Here is a 24,954-nt window from a genome sequence, read left to right as displayed (position 1 = left end):
TGATGACGCCCACGAGCGGCGAGAGAGAAACGATGGACACCGAAGCGATGAACCTGCGTGGTTACCTGGCCGAACAAGGCAAGCGCGCGCTTGCCTTGCTGCTGTGCTGCACGGTTACCTGGACATCGTTTCCGGCGTGGGCACAGGTTGCGCCAACGCCCAATCCCGGCGGGCAGACACCTGGTCAGCAGGTCGCAGCCAATGGCGTACCGGTGGTGGATATCGTCGCGCCCAATGCGCGCGGCATCTCGCATAACCGCTACAGCAATTTCAACGTTGGCCCGAACGGGTTGATCCTCAACAACAGCGCGCAGATTTCCAAGACCGAACTGGGTGGTTATGTCGCCGGCAACGACAATCTGCAGCGCAGCGGTGCTGCGTCGCTGATCCTCAACGAAGTGACTTCGGCAAGCAGCCGCCTGCAGGGTTACACCGAAATCGCCGGCGCCAAGGCGCAATTGGTGATCGCCAATCCCAATGGCATTTCCTGCGATGGCTGCGGATTTCTCAACACCTCGCGCGTCACCTTGACCACCGGCACGCCCAATCTGGGCAGCGATGGTGCATTGAATGGCTTCAACATTACCGGCGGTGCGCTGAGTATCGGCAACAATGGGTTGGACGCGTTCAATGTGGATCGCCTGGATCTGCTCTCGCGCCAGCTCAGCGTAGAAGGCTCCATCTGGACCAGAGAACTGGTCGCTGCCGCAGGCGCAGGGCGGGTCAATTACGACGGCATGCTGCTGGACGTGGTGCCTGGCACCGATGGCGCGGCACCGTCGATCGGTATCGACGTGGCGCAGCTGGGCGGCATGTACGCCGACCGCATTCGCCTGATCGCGACCGAAGCCGGCGTCGGCGTGGTGAGCCGTGGCACTTTGGCAGCGCAAAGTGGCGATCTGCAGATCGACAGTGCGGGCCAGGTGAGTCTGAGCGGCACCACCGTGGCACGCGATGGAATGAATGTGCGTGCGGCCGGTGACCTGGATCAGCGCGGCGTACTCGGTTCGCAGCAGGGCGATGTGCGTCTGCGTGCTGCGCGCATGACGTTGGCCGGCGATCTGGTTGCCGCCGGTGGATTGGATGCGCAAGCCAGCGGCGTGTTGAGCCATGTTGGCCGCAGCAGTGCTGGGTCGATCCGTCTGTTCGGTTCGGAATTGACTGCCGATGGCAGCCTGCATACCGCCGGCGCCTTGGATCTGGGCGCTGATGGTGTGCTGCGTAGCGGCGGGGTGGCGTATGCAGGCGCGGGTGCCAACGTGCGTGCGTCGCGGATTGCCTTGACGGGCACGCTGCAGACTGGCGCTGCAATTGCATTGAATGCAAACGCGATCGATGCACTAGGCACCTTGGATGCTGCGACGACACTGCGCGTGAGCGGCAGCGGCGACGTGCGCCTGGGTGGATTGGCGCAGGCCGGGCAGGGCGCCGATGTGCAGGCCGGCGGCCGGCTGGAGTTGCAGGGTCAGTTGATTGCTGCGGATGCAGTGGCGCTGAATGCGACGAGCATCGACATTGCGCAGCGCGGTGCGGTGTCTGCGGGTGGCGATCTGGACTTGCGCAGTGCAGGTGCATTGAACAATGCCGGTAGCGGCTACGCCGGCCGTGATCTCCGTCTCCAGGCAGCGACTGTGACCACTGTGGGCAGTTTGTCTGCTGCGCGCGATGCGCAGGCGGCGGTTTCGGGTGGTCTGGTCAATAGCGGCACCTTCGTTGCGGGCAATGCGCTGACCATCGATGCGGCGCAGTTGGAAAGTCGCGGCGATATCGGCAGCCAACGTGGCGATGCTACGCTGCGTAGTCGCGCTGGTCTGACCCTGAGCGGCAACACTGTGGCAGGCGGTGCATTGGCATTGGACGCCGCAGCAGGTGCGCAGTTCTCCGGCACAGTCAACGCGGGCAGCTTCAGTCTTCGTAGTGGCAGCGAGACCGCAATCTCCGGCACGCTGCAGACCACTGCTGGTGGGTTGGTGATCGCCACCGGCGGCGATCTTTCCAGCGAAGCGCTTGTGCGTTCGGCAAGCACGATCGATCTGCAGGCAAACGGCGCACTGCGTCAGCGCGGACAGCTGCGCAGCGATGGCGCGCTGCAGTTGCGTGGCGCGGCGATCGAACACAACGGTGTGATCGATGCGGGCGGCGATCTGCGTATCGCAAGCGCTGCCGACCTAGTGTTGGACGGCACCGTGCAAAGTGCCGGCTCAGCCACCTTGCAGGCGGGCGCAGCACTGGATAATCGCGCGAAGGTGATCGCCGCCGGTGCGCTGGACGTGGATGCAGCAACGCTGCGTAACGCACAGGGTGCAGCGTTTTCGTCGGATGCCGATGCACGCGTGCGTGCGACTGGCGCGATAGACAATGCAGGCAGCCTGTATGCGGCGAACGATCTGCAGCTCGTCGCAGGCACGTTCACGCAAAGCGGTAGCGCCAGTTCGGGTAACACGCTTTCGGCAACTGTGAGCGGGTCATTCGACAACGCAGGCAATGTGGTCGCCAAAAACGCAATGCAGATCGATGCCGGCAGCTTGCGCAGCACCGGGCAACTCGGCAGCGAAGCAGCAGGTGTTCGTCTGGGCAGCCAGGGCGATATCGCGCTGCAAGGCGTTGTCGCCGCTGCGACCACGCTGCAGGCCAACGCCGCTGGCGATCTGCAGCAGGCAGGGTCGTTGAGGGCTCAATCACTGGCATTGAATGCCGGGCGTGATCTCACCGCCGCTGGCACACTGCAATCGACATCCACGTTGGATCTGCAGGCACAACGCGCACTCACGTTCGCAGCCCAGGGCCAGGCCGGCGGTGACGCTTCGATGCGCGCTGCCGCACTGACAACCAGCCAGGATGCGGTGTTGCAGAGCACTGGGGTGATCTCGCTGGACGGTGCGGCCATCGACAGCCGCGGCAAGCTGGATGCGGGTAGCGATCTGCAGATCCGTAGTCAGGGCGATCTGGCGCTGGCGGGTGTGGCACAAAGCGGGCGTGACATTGCGTTGAATGCCACCGGTGCGCTCAGCAACGCAGCGCAGGTGTTTGCAGACCGCGATCTGGCGTTGCAGGCAGGTAGCCTCGACAACACCACAAGCGGTGTGTTGGCGGGCGAGGGAAACATCGCCCTGACCACTACGGAACTGCTGAACAACGTTGGCCGCGTGCAGGCCGGTGGCGATCTGCAGATCAGCGCAGCAAATATGGACCAGGCCGGCAGCGCGTCTGCAGGCAAGGCGCTGCGCGCCGCCATCGCAGGCACGCTGGCCAACCGCGGCAATCTGATCGCCAAGGATGCGTTGCAGGTCGATGCGGCCACGCTGCGTAGCAGTGGGCAGTTGGGTAGCGAGCGGGCCGATGTCACGTTGAACAGCCGGGACGCGCTGCAACTCGATGGTGTGGTTGCAGCGGCCGCTGCATTGCGTGCGACCGCTGGCGGCGATTTGCAGCAGGCCGGTTCGCTCAAGGCACAATCGATCGCATTGCAGTCGGGGCGCGACCTCTCTGCAAATGGCACTCTGCAATCGGCATCCACGTTGGATCTGCAGGCGCAGCGCACGCTCGCTTTGAACGGACAAGCATCGAGCACCGGTGACGCGAGTGTCACCGGCGCGAACATTGTGACTGGTGCAGCAGCAGTGCTGCAGAGCGGTGCCGCCATCACGCTGGATGGCGGCTCCATCGAGAGCCGTGGTTCGCTCGATGCGGCGACTGATTTGAACGTGCACAGTGCCGGTGATCTTGAACTGGCTGGCGTGGTCCAGGCCGGGCGCGATGTTGCGCTGACTGCTGCGGGTGCATTGAACAATGGCGCTCAAGTCGTCGCGGCGCGCGATCTGCGTGTGGAAGCGGCTACTGTCAACAATGCCACGGCTGCGACCTTGGGCGCGCTACGCGACCTGCGTATCGATGTGGCTGGCGTGTTGGAAAACAATGGCAGCCTGCATGGCGAACGTGGCCTTGCACTGAACACCGGAGCCCTGCTGCAGCGCGGCCGTGTTTATAGCGGCGACGCCGTGTCGATCACTTCCACGGGCGCATTCGAAAACGCGGGCCAGTTGGTGTCCGGCAAGGACCTGACCATCGCTGCGGACAGCATCGTCAGCAGTGGGCAACTGGGCTCGGTCAACGGCGCACTGACGCTGACCAGCCAGAACAACATCGATCTGCAAGGCATTGTGGCTGCGAAGACCACCGTGCAAGCAACGGCGGGTAGCGACCTGCTGCAAGCCGGCTCGCTCAACGCGCAGGCCGTGACGCTGCAGGCTGGCCGCGATCTCACTGCCGGTGGCACGCTGCAGACCGCGTCTACGCTGGATCTGCAGGCGCAGCGCACGTTGACCTTGAACGGTCAGGCGCAGGCGGGTACCGATGCCAACTTGCGTGCCAACACCATCGCCACCGGTCGCGATGCCGTGCTGAAAAGCGTCGGCGCGATCAGCCTGGAAGGTGCGGCAATCGACAGCCGCGGCACGCTCGATGCCGGCACGGATCTGCGCCTGCGTAGCACGGGTGGTCTTGCGCTCGCAGGCGTGGCGCAAGCCAATCGTGATGTTGTGCTGAGCGCCACCGGTATCTTGAGCAACGCGAGCCAGGTCGTTGCCGGCCGTGATCTGTCGGTGCAGGCCGGCAACGTCAATAACCTGGCCGCTGGTGTGTTGGCGGCCGATGGCAGCGTTACGCTGACCACCGGCGCACTGCAAAACGCAGGCAGCCTGCAGAGCGGCGGCGATTTGCGCATCACCGCTGCCAGCATGGATCAGAGCGGTACTGCCATCTCAGGCAAAACACTGACCGCAAACGTTGCTGGTACCTTGGACAACCGCGGCAACCTCATTGCCAAGAATGCGCTGCAGGTGGAGGCAGGCAGCTTACGCAGCAGCGGCCAGCTTGGTAGCGAGACCGCCAACGTCACCCTGATCAGCCAGGGCGATATGACACTGCAAGGGGTCGTCGCCGCAGCGACCACGCTGCAGGCAAACGCAACTGGTGATTTGCAGCAGGCCGGCTCGCTCAAGGCGCAATCGATCGCACTACAGGCCGGGCGCGATCTCACCGCCGCAGGCACGCTGCAGTCGGCAACGCAACTCGATCTGCAGGCACAACGCACACTTACGTTCAACGGACAGGCCGTGTCTGCAGGCAATGCCAACCTGCGCGGCGCGCGTGTCACCACCGGTCAGACCGCGGTGCTGCAAAGCGGCGGTGCGATCAGCCTGGACGGCGCAGCGATCGACAGCCGTGGCGCACTCGATGCAGCCACTGATTTGAATCTGCGCAGCACCGGCGACCTGGCGCTTGCCGGTGTGGCGCAAGCCGATCGCAATATGGTGCTGAGTGCAGCCGGCGCGTTGACCAATGCAGCGCAGGTCGTCGCTGGTCAGACCTTGAACGTCACGGCAGCCAGCGCAAGCAATGCCGCCAGCGGCGTGTTGCTCGCGCAAGGCGACGCCATCTTCGCTATCGGCGGCTTGCTCGATAATGCCGGCGCCGTGCGTGCCGGCAACCAACTCACATTGGGTGTCGGTTCGTTGCGTCAAACCGGGCAGGCCTACGGCCTGCAACGCTTGGGTGTGATCGCCACCGGAGCGGTGGACAATCGCGGTGATCTGATCGGCGGCAATGGATTGCGCGTGGAAGCGGCGCAAGTCAGCAGCAGCGGCCAGTTGGGCAGCGAGCGCGGCGATGTTGCATTGATCAGCCGCGGCAACCTGCAGCTCGGGGGTAGCCTTGCATCGACTGGTACCTTCTCGGCGCAGGCCGATGGCACGCTGGCACAAAGCGGTACCTTGAGTGCAGGCAGCACGCTGGAATTGCGCTCGAAGGGCGACCTAAGTGTGGCCGGCCAGGTCGGTGCTCAGCAGGTCACCCTGACCAGCGATGCCGTGTTGCGTCAGCAGGGTACCGTCAGCGGTACGACGGTGGGCCTGCAAGGCGCGCGTATCGAGAATGCCGGGCAGACCGCCGCTTCGGGCAATCTGAGCCTACGTGCGGGTGAAATCAGTATTGCCGGCACGGTTGGTGCCGGTATCAACGCAGACGGCAGCCTGGGCAGCGGACGCACGCTGAGCCTGATCGCTGATCGTCAGCTCAGCGCCTCCGGCAAACTGCTGGCCGGCGGTAACCTCACCGCGCAGGGCAGCCAACTGCAGCTGGCTGGTGCCAGCACACGTGCCACCGGCAATGTCGCACTGACAACCGGCAGCAACCTCGATCATCGGGGCGGCGATTTGCTCGCAGGCGGCACGCTGACCGTGCAGGCTGGCGGCAGCATCGACAACGGGCGTCTCAACAACGTCGCAGGTCAAATGCAGGCCAACCAGCTGAGTATCGACGGCGGCAGCTTGAGTAATGTCGGCGGGCGGTTGGTGCAAAGTGGAAACGGGCTGACCCGCATCAGCATCGGCGGCGCGATCGACAACACCGGCGGCACGCTGGCCAGCAATGCGCAGGATCTGACCATTACCGCGGCCAGCCTGGAGAATGCGCAGGGGCGGGTCGAACATGCGGGTACTGGCAGTTTGTCGGTCACCAGTCGTGGCGCGTTGGGCAATAGCGGTGGGCGCATCCTGACGCAGGGTCAACTGACGCTGGGCGCCAGCGGCGCGTTGAACAATCAGGGCGGCGCGATTGCCGCAGCTGGCGATGCGGTGCTGACCGCTGCCAGCCTTAACAACGTCAATGGTTCGGTCTCCGCACGTGGGTTGAACGTGCAAACGGGCGGCACCACCGACAACCGCAACGGCCTGCTGCAGGCCAGTGGTGGTGCGCTGACCTTGCGCGCCGACAGCCTCAGTAATGCCGGCGGCACCGTGCAGGCAGTCGCCAGCGCTGGTGCGGGCGGCAGCTTGCGCGTTGAGCTCAATCGCGGCCTGGACAACGGCAACGGTACTATCGGTGCCGGCACCGACGCAGTGATCACTGCAGAAAACATCAGCAGCAGCGGCGGCAGTCTGCAAGCCGCACGCGACCTCAGCGTCACCGCACGCGGCCAGTTGGACAATCACCAAGGCGGCAAGCTCAGTGCGGGGCGCGATCTCAACGTTGCCGTCACCGGTGCGCTGCTCAATAGCGGCGGCCAGCTCGATGCCGGCAACACGCTGACCGCATCGGGCGGCCTGATCGACAATACCCAGGGCAGCATCGTCAACAATGGTGGCGGACTGACGCGCATCAGCACGGGCGGGGCCCTGACCAACACCAGCGGCAATCTCGGTGGCCGCGGCAGCGTGGTCATCGACGCTGCCAACATCGCCAACAACGGCGGCCAGCTGGTTGCTGGCGGCGATCTGATCGCTAGTACCAACGGATTGAATAATCAGGGCGGCAACGTTTACGCCGGTGCCAATTTCCTGCTGCAGCGCCCGGGCGCCACGCTCGACAATCAGAACGGCACCATCAAGGCCGAGCAATCGGTGCGCCTGACCCTGCAGAACTTGAACAATGCGGGCGGCAAGATCGGCGCCGGCAGCGTCACCGGCGGCACTGGCGACGTGGTCATCGACACAGTCGGCTTCGACGGCGGCGGCAGCATCCTGGCGCAGAACCTGCTGGATCTGACGCTGCGCAGCGACTACACGCATCGCGCCGGCGCCGACCTCACAAGCAACGGCAATTTCAATCTGCGCGTGGGCGGCAACCTGGTCAACGAGTCCACGCTCAAGGCCGCGCGTATCCTGGATATCACCGCCAGCAACATCACCAACCGCGCCGGCGCCAATATCCTCTCCAACGACACCCGCCTTAACGGCGGCAATCTCATCGACAACGCCGGCAGCATTTCCGGTAACAGCGCGCTGTCGCTGGTGGCAAACAGCATCAACAACACCGGCAGCATCGTCGGCGGCAATGTCTCGGTGAATACGGGCACGTTCGTCAATGGTGCCGACCTTGGCGGCGCGACCGACAACGCAGCCTATGGCTCCGCGCTGCTCGGTTCCACCGGCAATATGAACCTGATCGTGCGCGATCAGCTGCTCAATCGCGATGCGCGCATCTTTAGCCTGGGCAACATCGCCATCGGCGGCGCGCAGGATGGCGGCGGCACGCTGGTGTCGCGCACCGGTGTGGTGAATAACCTGTCGGGCAGTATTGAGGCTGATGGGAATATTTTGATTGCGGCGAATCAGATCAATAATCGGCGGCGAGTGGTCGACGCTAGAACCGGCCCGCTGACTGACGCCGAACGTTTTGCGGCAAATGCAGCGATGCCTGAGGATGAAATTCGGCGTGATCCCAGTCCTGGGGCAACCGTCATGGGCATTCGCTACACAGGACATCAACCGGGGCTCTATCGTGCGTATAGCGTGCGCGAGCGCGAACAGCTGATCGCCGCTAGCGCCGAAGGACGCATTGCTGCTGGCGGTAATATTGCGTTGTCTGGATACGTGACGAACAATGTGTCCACCATCGCCGCCGGTGGAGCGCTACTGTTGAATCAACGCGGCGTCGGTGGTTTATCGGACGCGATGCTCTCCAGCAGTGACGATGTGCTTAATCAGTCGCTGGCGCTAAGGCAGGTTGTCGATTACACGGACACCGAATACAGCGCCATGCCGATCAACGGCGACTGTATGCATCGTCCCGGTCAAAATCTTCCTTGCTATTGGGAAGAGGATGCGCGCGTTGTCGGATCCGGCACATTGGACAATAGTTATCTCGCCCTGGGCGCCAGCATGACCGGCGGCCAAGGTGTCAGCATCAACGGCGCCAACATCAGCAATGGCGCTGTCGGTAGCGACGGCCGCAGCATCAGCGGTGCCTCGCTCAATGGCGTGGGCGCACAAGGCGGCTTGAACGGTCGCACCATGCAAAGCGCCGCTGGAGTTGGCGGTCAAGCCGTGATCGGCCGTGCAAACGGCGGCGCGGCCAGCATCCGCGTGGCGACCGGCACTGCCGGCAGCGCAGGAACGCAAGTGGGCGCCAACACACAGGATGCAACGCTCGCCGCATCGGGTGGCATCGTGAAGATGTCGGTCGCACCGGTGATGTCCAACGACAGTGGACTGGTACGCAGCACGGTCGATCAGGCCAACGTGCAGACCACCGCTGCTGGCACAGGCGTTGTTGCAGGTGCGAATGAAAGCCGCAACCGTGTCGACCTGGCCACCATTCCGGTGACCAGTATCGTCGGCGGCGGGCAGACGTCGCTGACGCAGATCGACCTGCCCATCGGCGGCCTGTATCGCCTGTCCAATGGCACGGCCACCGACCGCACGGCGATGGGCCGCGCAGCAACCGGCCTGGGCGGCATCAACGCCTGGCGCAGCAATGGCCCCGGCCGTCGTTACCTGATCGAGACCGATCCGCGCTTCGTCAACTACGACAACTTCATCAGCAGCGACTTCCTGCTGGACAAGCTGGGTGTGGACCCGGAGTGGACCCAGACCCGCCTGGGCGATGGCTTCTACGAGCAGCGTTTGGTGCTGGATCAGATCACCCAGCTCACCGGCCGCCGCTATCTGGGCAACTACGCCGATGGCGTGGCGCAGTACCGCGCCTTGCTGGAATCCGGCGTGGCCGCCGCAGGCCAGCTGCAACTGAGCATGGGTGTTGGCTTGACGGCCGAACAAGCCTCAGCATTGACGCAAGACATCGTGTGGATGGTCGAGCAGGACTACCAGGGCCAGAAGGTGCTGGTGCCGGTCGTGTATCTGGCATCCAACTCGCTGCAGTTGCGTGGCAATGGTGCCTTGATCGCCGGCAGCAACGTCGAGCTCAACGCCACCAATTCCATGAGCAACCAGGGCGTCATCGCCGGCGCCGATGTCAGCATCACCGCCGGCAACCTGCTCAACCAGGGGCGCATCAGCGGCACCGGCAGCGTGTCGCTGGAAGCCCGCAACGACCTGCTTAACCAGGGCCAGATCCAGGGACGCGATGTGGCGCTGGTGGCTGGCAACAACCTGGTCAGCGAAGCGTCCAAGGCCATCAACGGTGTTGGCATCCTGTCCGGCATCACCGCCAGCAACACCCTGCAGCTATTCGCCGGCAACGACATGACGCTGACCGGCACCCGCGTGCAGGCCGGTGGCAGCGCGGCGCTGATTGCGGGCAACAACCTCAGCCTCACGCCCAGCGCCTTGCGTGACGACAACGGCCTGCTGCGCGGTGGCGATGCGGTGTCGGTGACCACTGGCAAGGACCTGGTGATGTCGGCGGGCAACGACCTGCAACTGCATGGCGTGACCATCAACGCTGGCGGCAGCGCCGCCTTGCAGGCAGGCAACAACCTCTCGCTGACCCCGACCACTGGTCTGGATGGCAAAGTCGCCACCCGCACCAACATCAGCACCGGCGACAGCCTGCAGTTGACTGCCGGCAACGACCTCACCATCCGCCAGGCCGAAGTGAAGGCCGGCGGCGATCTGATCGCCGCAGCAGGCAACAACCTCAACGTCGAGTCCGTCCTCAACGAGAGCGAAACCAACAGCTACAAGACCCGCAATGGCAAGACCCGCGTCACCACCACCACGACCACGCAGAGCATCGACCAGCAGGCGCTCACTGCCGGCGGCAACCTGATCCTAAGCGCCGGCAACGACGTCAATCTGGTCGCCGCAAAACTCGATGCCGGCAAGGGCTTAGGGATCAGCGCCGGCAACGACATCAACGCCAGCACGCTGACCACGGTGGACACCAGCAACACGCTGGAGACGCGCAAGCGCTTCAAGCAGACCACTGCGACCAGCGACGAAACCGTCTACGGCACCGAGTTCAACGCTGGCGGCAACCTGGCCATGCAGGCCGGCAACGACATCACCCTGACTGCCGCCTCTGCCGCCACCAAGGAAGGCGGCATCAGCCTGGCTGCCGGCAACGACGTCAACCTGCTCGCCGCCAGCGAGCAGCACGACGCCGTGCAGGACATGACCAAGAAAAAGAAGGGCACGTTCTCAAGCAAGACCACGACCACGCATGATGAGTGGCAGGACAACGTGGCGGTTACCACCACGCTCAGTGGCGACACGGTGCAGATCGCTGCGGGTAACGATCTGCTGTCGCAGGGTGCTCAGGTTGCCAGCACCGGCGATGTGGTACTGGCCGCAGGCAACAACCTCACGCTGGACACGGTGCAAAACACGCACAGCGAGGAACACGAAAAGACCGTCAAGAAGTCGGGTCTCTACGGCGGCGGCGGATTCAGCGTCGCCCTGGGTGTCACCAAGAAAACCGATGGTCTGGACGTCACCGAGGTCACCAATACCGGCAGTCTGGTCGGCAGCACCGACGGCGCGGTGACGATGACTGCTGGCAACAAGGTGTCCATCACCGGTAGCGATGTGCTGAGCGCCACCAGCACCACCATCGTGGGTAAGGAAGTCACGATTGCCGCGGCGGAAAACACCGTGGACACGGTGCAGACGTCCAAGCAGCAGAGTGCGGGTATCACGCTAGGATTGACCGGCGGAGTGGTGGCTGCGGCGGAAGCTGCCTATAGCGCGACCAAACGTGGTTTGGAGGTAGAAGACGACCGTCTAAAGGCACTTTATGCCGCCAAGGCGGGATATGCAGTCAGCGATGGCGTAGCCGAGTATCAGGCAGCTGCGGCCGCTGGCAGCAGTATGGGGGGCGTGAGTCTACGCATCGGGATCGGCGCTAGCAGTGCGTCGAGCAAGACGACCACGCATGAGGAAACCACTGGCGGTAGCCGCATCCTGAGTGATGGAAATGTCACCATCGCAGCTACCGGCGGCGACCTGAATGTCATCGGTAGCAAGATCAATGGTGCAGACGTCGCGCTCTCTGCAGCGAACGATCTGAACTTGCTGAGCAATTTGGAGTCCAACACCAACAAGTCGGAGAACAAAAACGCCGGTGGCGAGATTGGTGTCAGCGTTGGCACAACGACGGGTGTCTATCTCACTGCCTATGCTGGTAAAGGCAGTGCCAAGGGCAATAGTGACGTACACGCTGAGAGCGTGGTGACCGCCAACGACAGGTTGACGTTGATCAGTGGCAACGACACCACGATCAAGGGCGCACAAGCAATTGGCGGCAAAGTGCTGGCCGATGTTGGCGGTGACCTGTTGATCCAAAGTGAGCAAGACACCAGCGACTACAAGAGCAAGCAGCAACAGGCGGGCATGACGTTGGTGTGGGGCTTTAGCGGCAGTAGCGCGAACTACAGTCAGCAGAAGGTCAATAACAGCTACACGAGTGTTAATGAGCAAAGTGGAATTCAAGCCGGGAATGGCGGATTTGATATTAAGGTGGGCGCAGATACAAAACTGATTGGTGGCGCTATTGCAAGCAAGGGTGATGAGGCGCTTAATCGGTTGTCAACCAATGGCCTGGTCGTTGAGAATATTGATAATATTTCAAGGGGGGGGGCTTCTGGATTGGCATTGTCCGCGGATTCAGAAATTTTAAGTGGCAGTAAATATGCTGCAGCCAAAGGGATTGTGAGTAACATGCTGGGTGATGGGAGCGCGAAAGAAAATCACTCAAGCAGTACGCATAGTAGTGTCGCTGCAGACTTTATTGATGTGCGTAATGGTGACTACTCAGGATTGCATGCTTTGGATATGAGTTCTTTAGGTCTGAGTGATGTCGGCCTGGAGAAGGTAGACACCGCTGATCTGCAAGAGCGAGTTGAATTTAAGCAGCAAGCAAAAAAGCTGGTCTATGATCAAGCAGTTAAATATACAGACGAAGCTTATAAGACTATGTTTTTAAAAGAGGCAAAAGTCTATGTGGTTGAAAAAGACGAAAATGGAAAGCTGCTCGATCCGCGAGAATTAAGTGTTGATGAAAAATATAATTTAGAGCCATCTGCTGATGGGATGGTGCACATAGCGGATAATGGAATAAATAATGTCCTTAGTGGCGCTAACAAATATGCGAATCAACATTCTTCAGCTGATGGTCCTCAATATTTTGTGCACTTTCCAAAGGCAAGTGATGCTTTCTCTGAAATCTTAATTGCTGGCTACCAGAAATATATGGAAAGTGATTTTCTTGGATTGGCTAATGCTACTGAAGTGACTCGCGGCTATATGCTGCAGTACGGTCAAGAGGGCTTGGTTCTTGATGCCCATAGTCGTGGTTCACTAACGGTTGGGAATGCAATGGAATCCCTTGATAATTTACTTGGTTCTTCTGGGTTGCTTCGGGAGACAAAAATTAACTTCATCGGGCCTGCTTATAATGCGGGGGCGGCAGATCATTTGTTGGGTTATTTGCAGAATCGTGATTCATTGCCAAATCCCCAAGATGCTGTTATTACACTTCAAAATCATTCCAATGATTTTGTTGGAATATTCAGTGGGCTAAATCCTGTTACCGGAGGTGTAACTCCTCAAGGTGGAAACTCACTCTGGGAACTCCTTAGAGTCATGGGTGGTAAAAATACTCCACATAATTGTTATGGTGCAGCTCCGGCGGAATGTTCGCCACTCTGGGTTGGATCGCCGGAAAATCGTTCCGTGCCCATTCCTATTAACAAAGTTCCAACTACCGGCATCGATAATTTTATACAGAAAATTGAGATTTTAAGGGGATCTCTGAAATGATGAGGGCATTTATTTTATTAAATTTAATTTTTATTTTGGTCGGCTGCATTCCGTTGGCTGATCGTTCGCCTCCTCCTGATGATTACGAGACATGGAAAAAGGCTGGATCTAATAATTTGGCTGTTTGGAAGGTTATGCTTGAGTGTGGTTACGCTAGCCCTTTTAGACCGCGAGAGAAATTCGCTGATGGATATCGTACTGAAGAGCAAGTCACCGAATCTATGCTCTGCATTCAGAATATGGGCTATGTGAAATATGTGAATGGAAAGGTTTCGCTTGTTTGTGATGGATTTAGAAGGGGGCTGCTTCCTTGTGAATATGGATTTAAAGTTCGCGAGCCAAGTGTTGAGGTGAGAATTAATAGTGGATACTGTAGAAAATACCCGAAGTCGATTGCTTGTTCACGTTAATATTGTTAAAATAATCTGACTCATGGCGAATGCAGAAGATCAGGCGATATTTTCTGGGTAGGGCCCTGTTCAGGAGTTGGGTTGTCTGACTCGCAGCGTAGGGAATAGTGCTCTTGATTTTTGCCGCATTATTTGCGAGGACCGGTGTCGATGTGACTGCGGATTTTGTAAAAATTACCTGGAACGGACTGTTAAACGCGGGCGGCGCACTGAGAAACACTTTGCAAGTGCCGCTACTCGGATTGTATGTGCAGTACGGAATCAGTGGGTCATTGACAATGACGACGGAAGAGTGTGCCTATCTACTTGTCGCCACTGCTGCAAGCCTAGTCGGCGAAGTTGCGCTATTAAAAGTAACTCGTTTGCCTGCGACGTGCCCCCAAATTTGAGTAGCACATCAGTTTGTAGTCCAAGTCCCTACCCCAGGAAATTGGACATGACGGCAGGAGTCGATACGGCACTAGCTGACCGCAAGCTCGCTTGTTTGCGTAGTCACGGCTTGCACAGATGCTCTGGCAAGCTGGCGAGCGTTGATAACTCGCCACAACTCTCATGACGCACCGTCTGTCAAAAAAATCGCAATGGCTCGGCCTTCTCGGCTGGCTGGCGCTGGGCTACGCAATCGCCGGGCTGGGCGCTGCGGCATCAATCCAGGCTGCCAGCTTTTACGCAGCACTGGACCGGCCCGCGTGGGCGCCGCCGGGGTGGTTGTTCGGGCCGGTATGGACGGTGTTGTACGGGATGATGGCGGTGTCGGTGTGGTTGGTGTGGCGGCGCGGCGGCTGGACTGAGGCGCGGGTGGCATTAGCTCTGTTCGTGGTGCAGCTGGCGCTCAATGGTTTGTGGAGCTGGTTGTTCTTCGCATGGCACATGGGAGCCTGGGCGTTTGCCGACATCGTGGCGCTGTGGCTGGTGCTGGCGGCCACGATCGCGGCGTTCGCGAAGAGGCAAGCTCTGGCGGCATGGTTGCTGGTGCCGTATCTGGCGTGGGTAAGCTTTGCGGCGGCGCTTAATTTCTCGGTCTGGCAACTCAATCCTCAGGTACTCGGCTGATCCTGGGTTGTTACGTAGACGCTTGTCTGATCTGGCTTGTCTGCTGGCTCGGAACGCAGGACGACGATCACCTGTGTGGTGCGATGAGAATCCGTTATGGGAAGCGGCATGTCGGCAGCGCCAAGGGGGGCAGGGTCGCCTCTGAGCCGCCTCGCGTGTCCGCGCTGACCTGACAGATGCACACGCGTGGATGGGCGCTAACGGTGCGAGTTGAACCTTCCCGTCGCGCGGCGCTGGCAGATGTTTCAAAGCTGCGCACGGCGGTCCGCCCAGGTTGCGATAAAAGTTTCCATAGCAATCAATTACTTGTGAGCGCGACGCCTAAATCCCTGAGCGACAAGGTTTTCTGTTGCCGGTGTCGCGCGCGTGCGCCTGCCCATTCACGCAATGCTTGACAGGCCTCGCCCCGCTGATGTCTTTTGCATGCATGGATAACGCCTCCGCCAGCGTTTCGCTTCTCTGCCAGCCGCTACTGCGGCCGGGTGCAGGCGTGGCCGGCATTAGCACCACCATTACCACCGCCACCATTCGCCCGGTGCGGTCCGTCGTCTTCGCGTAATTTCCGAAAACAACGGCCCCGCACCCGGATCAGGATGCGGGGGTCTCCCTCTCTCACCTGAAGCGGACGGGGCCTCCCTAACGAGGTCTGTCGATGTCATCGCTTGCTGTTTCGCTCGAACCCGCTGCAGTTCCCGCGCCCGCTGCGCGCACCGTCGTGCATAAATTTGGCGGCACCTCGGTGGCCGATGCCGAGCGCTACCGGCATGTGGCGCAGCTGTTGCTTGCACGCGAGGAGACGGTGCAGGTCACCGTGGTGTCGGCGATGAAGGGCGTGACCGACGCGTTGATCGAATTGGCCGAACTTGCAGCGCAAGACCGCCCCGAGTGGCGCGATCGCTGGCATGAAACGCGGGCGCGCCATCGCGGTGCCGCAGTGGCGTTGCTGGGCGAACATTCCGGGCCGACGGTAGAGTGGCTGGACGAGCGCTTCGAGCATCTATCGCAAATCCTCGGCGCGCTGGCAGTGATCGGCGAGCTGCCGCGCGAGGTGCTCGACCGCGTGCAAGGCCTGGGCGAGGTGTATTCGGCACAATTGCTCGGCGATCATTTCCGCGCGCTCGGCGAGGATTGCGCGGTACTGGATGCGCGCGATGTGCTGGTGGTCAATCGCGGCGAACTCGGCGTGGATGTGGATTGGGACGTCAGCGCGCAGCGCTTGCAGGCCTGGCGCCAGGCGCATCCGCAGACACGCGTTGTGGTCACCGGGTTTGTGGCACGCGACCGCGCCGATCGCATCACCACGTTGGGCCGCAATGGCAGCGATTATTCTGGCGCGATCTTCGCGGCCTTGTTCGATGCCGATGAGCTGCATATCTGGACCGATGTAGATGGCGTGCTCTCGGCAGATCCACGCGTGGTGCCAGAAGCGGTTCAGCTGGAAACCTTGAGCTACGACGAGGCTTGCGAGCTGGCGTATTTCGGCGCCAAGGTGGTGCATCCGCAGACGATGTCGCCGGCGATCGAGCGCGGGCTGCCGATCATCATCCGCAATACCTTTCAGCCCGAACATCCGGGCACGCGCATCACCGCCAGCAGCAAGGTCAGCGGGCCGATCAAGGGGCTGACCTTGAGCCCGGATCTGGCGGTTCTCAACCTGGAAGGCACCGGCCTGATCGGTGTGCCGGGCACGGCCGAGCGCGTATTTGCGGCGCTGCGTGTGGCGCAGGTGTCGGTGGTGATGATCTCGCAGGGCTCGTCGGAGCATTCGATCTGTTGCGTGGTCAAACAGCACGAGTCCGAACGTGCGCGCAATGCCTTGTTGCAAGCGTTTGCGCACGAACTCACGGTTGGCCAGGTGCAGCGCGTGCAGCTGACTACCGGCATCAGTGTGCTGGCCGCGGTAGGCGATGGCATGGCTGGGCAACCGGGTGTAGCGGCGCGGTTGTTCGAGTCGTTGGGGCGTGCGCAGGTCAATATCCTGGCGATTGCGCAGGGCTCGTCGGAGCGCAACATCTCGGTGGCGATCGATGCGGCGCATGCGACCAAGGCCTTGCGTGCGGCGCATGCGGGCTTCTGGTTGTCGCCGCAAACCTTCTCGGTGGGCGTGATCGGGCCGGGCAATGTGGGCGCGGCGTTGCTGGATCAACTGCGCATTGCGCAGCCGCAATTGCTGGGCAAGGCCAACATCGATCTTCGCCTGCGCGCAGTGGTTTCGCGCGGCCGCATGTTGCTCGACGAGCGCGGCCTGGTCGGCAACTGGCGCGATGCGTTTGCCTCCGCAGCCACTGCCACCGATCTGGAACAATTCACCACGCATCTGCTGTCCGCACATCTGCCGCATACGGTGATCATCGATTGCAGTGGCAGCGCGGAAGTGGCCGACCGCTATGCGGACTGGTTGGCTGCCGGCATCCACGTGGTGACGCCGAACAAGCAGGCCGGCTCCGGCCCGTTGCAGCGCTATCAGGCCATTCGCGCAGCGGCCGATGCCAGTGGCGCGCGCTTCCGTTATGAAGCCACCGTGGGCGCAGGGCTGCCGGTGATCACCACGCTGCGCGATCTGGTCGATACCGGCGATGCGGTGACCTCGATCGAAGGCATCTTCTCCGGCACGTTGGCCTGGCTGTTCAACAAATACGACGGCAGTGTGCCGTTTGCCGAGCTGGTCACGCAGGCGCGCGGCATGGGCTATACCGAGCCGGATCCGCGTGACGATCTGTCCGGTGTGGACGTCGCGCGCAAGCTGGTAATCCTGGCGCGCGAAGCGGGGCGCGAAATCAGCCTCGAAGATGTGCAGGTCGAGAGCCTGGTGCCCGAAGCATTGCGCCAGGCCAGCGTGGACGATTTCATGGCGCGCCTGCATGAAGTGGATGCGACGTTCGCGCAGCGCCTGGCCGATGCGCGTGCACGCGGCAATGTGTTGCGCTACGTCGCGCAGCTGCCTCCGGATCGTGCGCCCAGCGTGGGTCTGGTCGAGCTGCCGGCCGATCACGCGTTCGCCAATCTGCGTCTGACCGACAACGTAGTGCAATTCACCACGCGCCGTTATTGCGAGAACCCGCTGGTGGTGCAGGGGCCTGGCGCGGGGCCGGAAGTCACTGCGGCAGGTGTGTTTGCCGATCTGCTGCGGGTGGCGGCAGGCGAGGGGGCTCGGTTGTGAATCAGGCGGTTGCAAACCAGGCGGCTGTAAATCAAACGGCGCTAAATCAGACAACCGAAGCGAATCACGTGGCGACCGCGACGCAGCGCCTGCACGAAGCACGCGCATTCGCACCGGCTTCGGTGGCGAATGTGGCAGTAGGATTCGATCTGCTCGGTTATCCCATCGACGGCGTCGGCGACACGGTCACGGTGCGGCGCATCGATGCGCCACTGGTGCGTATCGCTGCCATCCGCGGCACCACCGTGGCCTTGCCGCTGGATGCCGAACGCAACACGGCGGGCGCGGCGTTGATCTCGTTGCGTGCGGCATTGGCGCTGCCGTTCGGTTTTGAAATCGAGATCGACAAAGGCATCGCCTTGAGTTCGGGCATGGGCGGCTCGGCGGCGTCATGCGTGGCGGCGTTGGTTGCTGCTAACGCACTGCTGGAGGCGCCGCTGGGCAACGACCAGCTCTACCAGCACGCACTCGATGGTGAGGCGGTGGCCAGTGGTAGCCGCCATGGCGACAACCTGGGGCCACTGTTTTTAGGCGGCCTGGTGTTGTGCACGCTGGAACGGTTGGTGCCGATCAGTGTGCCGGCCGCGTGGCATAGCCTGCTGGTGCATCCGGACGCGGTGCTGGAAACGCGGCGCGCGCGTGAAGCCTTGGCCGGCGACTATCAATTGCACGAGTTCGTCGCGCAGAGCACCAACCTGGCATTGGTGCTGGCTGGCTGCCATGCCGGCGATGCGGGCCTGGTCCGCGCAGGCTTGCGCGATGTGCTGATCGAGCCACGCCGCGCGCCGTTGATCGCCGGGTTCGCGGCTGCCAAGCAAGCTGCGCTGGATCACGATGCACTGGGTGCCAGCATCTCCGGCGCCGGCCCCAGTGTGTTCGCCTGGTTCGAATCGCGCGCGGCCGCCGACGCTGCGGCCGCATCGGTTAAGGCCGCATTCGCAGGCGTTGGTCTGGACAGCCAGCACTGGGTGTCTCCGATCGCCAGCCCGGCCGCGCGGTTGCTCGCATGAGTCGGCGTGCGCATGCGGTACTCGACCAATCACGCCTGCAGTGCACGCATGCCGTGCAACCTGCGACGCAGCATTCAACCGACCACGACCTCGCTGATCTGCATCACCGGCGCAAGATCGGTGTAGTTGGGAATGTCGCCCAGGATTTCCTCGGCATGCGGCCCGAAACTGGCGCCGAAGGCCTCCACCGATTCGCAGAAGATGTGGCACATGCCGATGTAGGGCGGGGTGCTGCCCGGCTCGCCGCCACTGATGCCTTTATCCACCGTGTAACTGAGGCAGGCCGCGCCCATCCGCGCGCTCACCAGCGGCATGTGGGTGTCGCGGTAGTAGGTGTGGTCGAAGCGGGCGCCGTCGCGGTACGGGTACATCACGCTGACCTTGATCATCTGCCTGCTCCACGTAAAGGTGCCCGCAGCATAGCGCCGCGGCGGCGGCGGTGGATGACCATCTGGTCCTGTGCGGCCAGGGCACCGACATCGGCTCAACCTCCAATCCCGGTCTCCGCGTTCTCGGGCAATGCCGCGTTGTCCACCTCGTTCTCGCTTTGTCTGGAGTCACCATGAACTTCATCTCCACCCGCGGCGGCGCGCCTGCCGCAAGCCTGAGTCAGGCGATTGCCGCCGGCCTGGCGCCCGATGGCGGCCTGTACGTGCCGCAGATCCTGCCGCCGGCACGCACGCTCACGGCCGGCGCCGATCTGGCCGACACCGCCGCTACGTTGCTGCAGCCTTTCTTCGAAGGCGATGCGCTGGCAACAGAGCTGCCGGCCATCTGCGCCGAAGCGTTCGACTTCCCGGCGCCGTTGGTCGCGCTGGCTACGCCCGGCGATTACGCGCTGGAGCTGTTCCATGGGCCGACCGCCGCATTCAAGGATTTCGGCGCGCGCTTTCTTGCCGCCTGCCTGACCCGCCTGCGCCGCGCCGAAGACCGCCCGCTCACGATCCTGGTCGCCACTTCCGGCGATACCGGGGCTGCGGTGGCTGCGGCATTCCATCGCCAGCCCGGCTTACGCGTGGTAGTGCTGTATCCAGATGGCCGCGTGTCGCCGCGCCAGGCGCATCAGTTGGGCTGCTTCGGCGACAACATCCAGGCCTTGCGCGTGGCCGGCTCGTTCGACGACTGCCAGGCGATGGTCAAGCAGGCCTTGAGCGATGCCGCGCTGCAGGCACAGGTGCCGCTGAGTTCGGCCAACAGCATCAGCCTGGGGCGCTTGCTGCCGCAGATGAGTTACTACGCGCATGCCGCTCTGCAACACCATGCCGGTTCGGGCGCGGCGCTGAATCTGGTGGTGCCTACCGGCAATCTGGGCAACGGGTTGGCGGCAATCCTGGCGCGCGCGCTCGGTGTGCCGTTGGGCCGTATCGCGCTGGCGTCCAATGCCAATCACGTGTTGCCGGATTATTTTGCCGGCGACGATTACGCGCCGCAGCCCAGCGTGGCGACGCTGGCCAATGCGATGGACGTGGGTGCGCCGAGCAATTTCGAACGCCTGCGTTGGCTCTACCAGGGCGACGATGCCGCGTTGCGCGAGGCATTCCGTGCGTTGTCGGTGGACGATGCGGCGATCCGCCACACCGTGCAGCAGCGCTTTGCGCGCTACGGCGAAGTGCACTGCCCGCACACCGCCACCGCCGTGCACGTGCTCGAACAACTACGCGCAGAAGGAGCCGAGGGCGGAACCGGCGACTGGGCGGTGGCGGCCACTGCGCATCCGGCCAAGTTCGAGGGCGTGGTGGAGCCGCTGATCGGCCGTGAAGTCGAGGTTCCACCGGCGCTGGCCGCGCTGTTGCAGCGTCCGGCACACGCCGAAGCGCTTGCGCCGGACTACGCCGCCTTCCGGCAGCGCCTGCTTGCGGATGCGGCCTGACCCAACGCGTTCAGGCGCCAGGGGTTGGAAAGTTCCGCACATGAGGCTATCTCTATCGGGTGCGGCCCCGGCGTGGCGCCGCGTCCGCTGTGGGTTGTTGCATGTCTTATCGAGTGATCGCCGCTGCCATCGCCTTATGCGGTTGGGCAGCGGCTGGAACGGCCAGTGCGGCCGATGCCATTTTCGCCGCCCCATTGGCATCGTTGGGGACACCCAGCATGGGGTTGGTGGATGCCCTGGCACGCCAGGCGCCGTCGCTGGACCGCCAGGTGCTGGCCTTGGCTGCCGAGGCGCTGCAATGCGCCCGGCAGCGCCAGCAGGTGGGTGCCGAGCGCGTGCTCAGCGTCATCGACTACAGCCGGCCATCGACCGAGCGCCGGCTGTGGGTATTCGATCTGCAGCGGCAGCGGCTACTGTTCCAGGAATGGGTGGCGCATGGGCGCAACACCGGCAACAACCTGGCGGCGAAATTTTCCAACGACGATGGCAGTTTCCAGTCCAGCCTGGGCGCGTTCACCGCGCAGGAGTCGTATACCGGCCACAACGGCTATTCGTTACGGCTGAAGGGCCTGGAGCCCGGGTTCAACGACCATGCGCGCGACCGGGCGATCGTGATCCACGGCGCGCCCTACGTCAGCGAGGCGGTGATCCGCTCGCAGGGCCGGCTCGGGCGCAGCCTGGGCTGCCCGGCGGTGCGACCGGCGGTGGCCAGGCAATTGATCGATACCTTGCGTGAAGGCGCCTTCGTGTTCGCCTACTACCCGGACCGTGCCTGGCTGCGCCAATCGCGGCTGTTGAGTGGCGGATGTGGCGCATCGGTGGCGAGTGCGAACGTGGGCGGGCGCTGATTCCTTAGCGTCTTAGTCGCGGGGCTGTCACCAGCGCGATCGGCCTGCAACGCTGGCAGTGCTTTTCGAACTGGTACGTCGGTCACTCGGCGATGTGGGTACCGGGGCAACCTGCAAATCGTCGGCAGTGGTCCTCAGTGATCCGGTGCGGGCAGGCGTGCAGAGGTTATGTGCTTGGTGTTGCCAGCCGCGCCTGTTGAGTGCGCGCGCGTTAGCTAGACGAACCGGTCTGACCAGAACCGCCACACCTCAAACCGTATCGCCGGCCAGGCTGCGCAGCGCCGCGTAATCCTGGATCTGCACCAGATGCAGTTGCGGCAGTGCGATCAGTTGCTGTTGCCTGAGCTTGGTAAAGGTGCGGCTCACCGTCTCCACGGTCAGCCCGAGATGGTCGGCGATATCGCTGCGGCTCATCGGCAGCGCCACGGTGTCGCCGCTGGCGCCGGGCTGGGTGGAGCGCGCCGCCAGCCGCAGCAGGAAATGCGCCAGCCGTTCGCTGGGTTGCAGGCGCGCCAGCAGCAGGCCGGTGTCCTGCGCGGCGGCCAGTTCCATGCTGGCGCGCTGCAGCAGCTTGCGTTCCAGCTGCGGGTAGCGATCGCGCAACTGGCGCATCTGTGTGATCGGCGTGCGGCAGACCCGGCTGTCGATGATGGCTTCGATATCGTGGCGGTGCTGTGGCGTTTCGGTCAGCCCGACGTAGTCGCCGGGCAACACGAATCCGGTGATCTGGCGGCGCCCGTCGGCCAGCGTGCGCACCAGCCGCAACGCGCCGGAGGTGACGGTGTAGACGTGATGGCGGCTCTCGCCCGCGCGCACCAGGGTGCTGCCGGGCGCATAGGTCTGGGCGTGGGTGGCCTGATCCAGTGCTTCCATTTCCTGTGGCGACAGCGCCGCGCAGATGGCCCGGCCGCGCACCGCGCACTGCGCGCATTCGGAATGGCGCGCGTCGCTGCCCGATACGGCGCTTGGCACCGCACAGTTCGTGCTGAGATCTGAAAGCTGCCGGTACATGGGCCACGCATTGCCAAGAGGCGCTGCAATGATACGCCATGCGGTCAGCGCGGCCGCCAGCCGGTAGAATTGCGCGTTCGCCACATTGCCCTGCAGGAGTTTCGCTCGTGATCAAGCCCCGTACGCCGCCCGGCATCATGGAATTGCTGCCGCGCGAGCAGATCGCGTTCCAGCGCATGCTGGACGTCATCCGCCGCAATTACGAGCGGTTCGGGTTCCTGCCGGTCGAAACCCCGGTGTTCGAACTGTCCGACGTGCTGTTGACCAAATCCGGCGGCGAGACCGAGCGCCAGGTGTACTTCGTGCAGTCCACCGGCGCGCTGGCCAATGCGGCGGCGGCTGCCGACGAGGGCGCCGAGAGCGGCGGCCTGCCGGAGCTGGCGTTGCGCTTCGACCTGACCGTGCCGCTGGCGCGCTATGTGGCCGAGCACGAGCATGAGTTGAGCTTCCCGTTCCGCCGCTACCAGATGCAGCGCGTGTACCGCGGCGAGCGTGCTCAGCGCGGGCGCTTCCGCGAGTTCTATCAGTGCGACATCGACGTGATCGGCAAGGATGCGCTGAGCATCCGCTACGACGCCGAAGTGCTGGCGGTGATCCACGCGGTGTTCGCCGAGCTGGGCATTGGCGAGTTCAAGGTGCAGTTGAACAATCGCAAGCTGCTGCGCGGCTTCTTCGAAAGCCTGGGTGTGGCCGAGGGCGAGCTGCAGCTGGCGGTGCTGCGCGAGGTCGACAAGATCGACAAGCGCGGTGCCGATTACGTGCGCGATACGCTGGTGGGCGAGGGCTTCGGCATCGCCGCCGAGCAGGTCGACAAGATCCTTGCCTTCGTGGCGGTGCGCTCGAACGGGCATGCCGATGCGCTGGCACAGTTGCAGGCGCTGGACGCCTCGGTCGGTGCGAGCGCGACGCTGGGCGAGGGCATTGCCGAACTGCGCGAGGTCCTTGAATTGGTCAAGGCGCTGGGCGTGCCCGAGAGCGCGTACTGTCTGAACTTCTCGATCGCGCGTGGGCTGGATTACTACACCGGCACCGTCTACGAGACCACGCTGACCGACCACCCGCAGATCGGCTCGATCTGCTCTGGCGGCCGTTACGAGAGCCTGGCCAGCCACTACACCAAGTCCAAATTGCCCGGCGTGGGCATCTCCATCGGCCTGACCCGGCTGTTCTGGCAGCTGCGCGAGGCCGGCCTGATCCAGGGCATCGCCGAAAGCAGCGTGCACGCGATGGTGGCGTTGATGGACGAGTCGCGCCTGGGCGATGCGCTGGATATCGCGCGCCGGCTACGCATCGGCGGCATCAACACCGAAGTGCAGATGGAGCCGAAGAAGATCGGCAAGCAGTTCCAGTACGCCGCGCGTGCGGGCATCCGCTTCGTGGTGCTGGCCGGCGACGACGAACTGGCGCGCGGCGTGGTGGCGGTCAAGGACCTGGTGCGCGAGCAGCAGTTCGACGTCGCCCGCGATGAGCTGGCCAGCACGTTGCTGGTGGAGCTGGAGCAGGCCAGGGCGATGCTGGTGGCTGGTGGCATCAAGGCCGATTGAGGCGCTGGCCGGCCAGCTAGGGAATGCAGCCAGGTTGGTACAGCGTAGGCGATGGCGCCCCCGCGTACCGATGCGGAAACAAACCCACTGACACCTCGCTGTCGGTGGGTTTTTCGTTTCCGGTCCGCAGCAGGGTCCGCTACTTCGCTGAACGCTTCCGACTGCAGCGCTTGTCCCGCGGCCCTGCTAGCGTTAATGTACTAACACGCTATTACATTAACGCAATGAAACAACGACCTGCTCCCCGCGAAAGCACCGATGTCGCCGCCTCCCTCAAGATGCTGGCCGATGCGCTGGCGTGCCTGAAGGAACCCGGCGCGGTCGAGGCCTTTCTGCGCGATCTGTGTACGCCTGCCGAGCTGGAGGCCATGTCCGACCGCTGGCGCGTGGTGCCGTTGTTGATCAAGGGCGTGCCGTACCGCGAGATCCACGAGCTGACCCACGTGAGCGTGACTACCATCGGGCGCGTTGCACGCACCCTGGAACACGGTGCCGGCGGCTATGCCACGGCCCTGCGCGAGCAATCGGCGCGCCCTGACGAATCCCACTGAG

Annotated in this window: 11 protein-coding genes; 9 read left to right on the top strand and 2 right to left on the bottom strand. The window is 62.8% G+C overall.

Translation table 11 applies throughout. The features are described 5' to 3' along the window. Positions 1–32 precede the first annotated feature (32 nt). From ABS769_RS03675 to ABS769_RS03655, 5 genes are all read left to right on the top strand, one after another. Complete coding sequence (locus ABS769_RS03675) at positions 33–13,496, top strand: hemagglutinin repeat-containing protein (RefSeq protein ID WP_317060904.1); 13,464 nt, start codon at positions 33–35, stop codon at positions 13,494–13,496. Then, complete coding sequence (locus ABS769_RS03670) at positions 13,496–13,906, top strand: hypothetical protein (protein WP_350498073.1); 411 nt, start codon at positions 13,496–13,498, stop codon at positions 13,904–13,906. Before ABS769_RS03675 ends, ABS769_RS03670 begins: the two co-directional genes overlap by 1 nt. A gap of 552 nt (positions 13,907–14,458) precedes the next feature. Then, entirely contained in the window at positions 14,459–14,959 is a 501-nt protein-coding gene (locus tag ABS769_RS03665) for a TspO/MBR family protein (protein WP_317060902.1), read from the top strand. 652 nt (positions 14,960–15,611) lie between these two features. Further along, positions 15,612–18,119 (top strand): bifunctional aspartate kinase/homoserine dehydrogenase I, encoded by a 2,508-nt coding sequence (gene thrA, locus ABS769_RS03660; protein ID WP_317060901.1) that lies wholly within the window; start codon positions 15,612–15,614, stop codon positions 18,117–18,119. Between the two features lie 68 nt (positions 18,120–18,187). Further along, positions 18,188–19,129 (top strand): homoserine kinase, encoded by a 942-nt coding sequence (locus ABS769_RS03655; protein WP_317060900.1) that lies wholly within the window; start codon positions 18,188–18,190, stop codon positions 19,127–19,129. Between the two features lie 74 nt (positions 19,130–19,203). Here ABS769_RS03655 and ABS769_RS03650 read toward each other — a convergent pair whose 3' ends face one another. After that, on the bottom strand, positions 19,204–19,518 hold the full coding sequence (locus tag ABS769_RS03650; protein ID WP_317060899.1) for an EthD family reductase: 315 nt from the start codon (positions 19,516–19,518) through the stop codon (positions 19,204–19,206). Positions 19,519–19,691: 173 nt separating this feature from the next. Between ABS769_RS03650 and thrC the strand changes: the two genes are divergently transcribed. Both thrC and ABS769_RS03640 read left to right on the top strand, forming a co-directional pair. Beyond that, positions 19,692–20,999, top strand: coding sequence for a threonine synthase (thrC, locus tag ABS769_RS03645; RefSeq protein ID WP_317060898.1), 1,308 nt, complete (start codon positions 19,692–19,694; stop codon positions 20,997–20,999). A gap of 101 nt (positions 21,000–21,100) precedes the next feature. Then, positions 21,101–21,847 (top strand): murein L,D-transpeptidase catalytic domain family protein, encoded by a 747-nt coding sequence (locus tag ABS769_RS03640; RefSeq protein ID WP_317060897.1) that lies wholly within the window; start codon positions 21,101–21,103, stop codon positions 21,845–21,847. A gap of 249 nt (positions 21,848–22,096) precedes the next feature. On the opposite strand, the gene ABS769_RS03635 is transcribed toward ABS769_RS03640, so the two are convergent. Continuing rightward, positions 22,097–22,762 (bottom strand): Crp/Fnr family transcriptional regulator, encoded by a 666-nt coding sequence (locus ABS769_RS03635; RefSeq protein WP_317060959.1) that lies wholly within the window; start codon positions 22,760–22,762, stop codon positions 22,097–22,099. A 203-nt stretch (positions 22,763–22,965) separates the two neighbouring features. Here ABS769_RS03635 and hisS point away from each other — a divergent pair, with 203 nt between their 5' ends. Together hisS and ABS769_RS03625 are read left to right on the top strand one after the other, a co-directional pair. Continuing rightward, entirely contained in the window at positions 22,966–24,402 is a 1,437-nt protein-coding gene (gene hisS, locus ABS769_RS03630; protein ID WP_317060896.1) for a histidine--tRNA ligase, read from the top strand. A gap of 224 nt (positions 24,403–24,626) precedes the next feature. Further along, complete coding sequence (locus ABS769_RS03625; protein WP_317060895.1) at positions 24,627–24,953, top strand: YerC/YecD family TrpR-related protein; 327 nt, start codon at positions 24,627–24,629, stop codon at positions 24,951–24,953. Position 24,954 lies beyond the last annotated feature (1 nt).

Source organism: Xanthomonas hortorum, assembly GCF_040279205.1.
Lineage (GTDB): Bacteria > Pseudomonadota > Gammaproteobacteria > Xanthomonadales > Xanthomonadaceae > Xanthomonas > Xanthomonas hortorum_F.
Note: the sequence above shows the minus strand (reverse complement) of the source record. Positions and strands in the feature narration are given on the sequence as shown.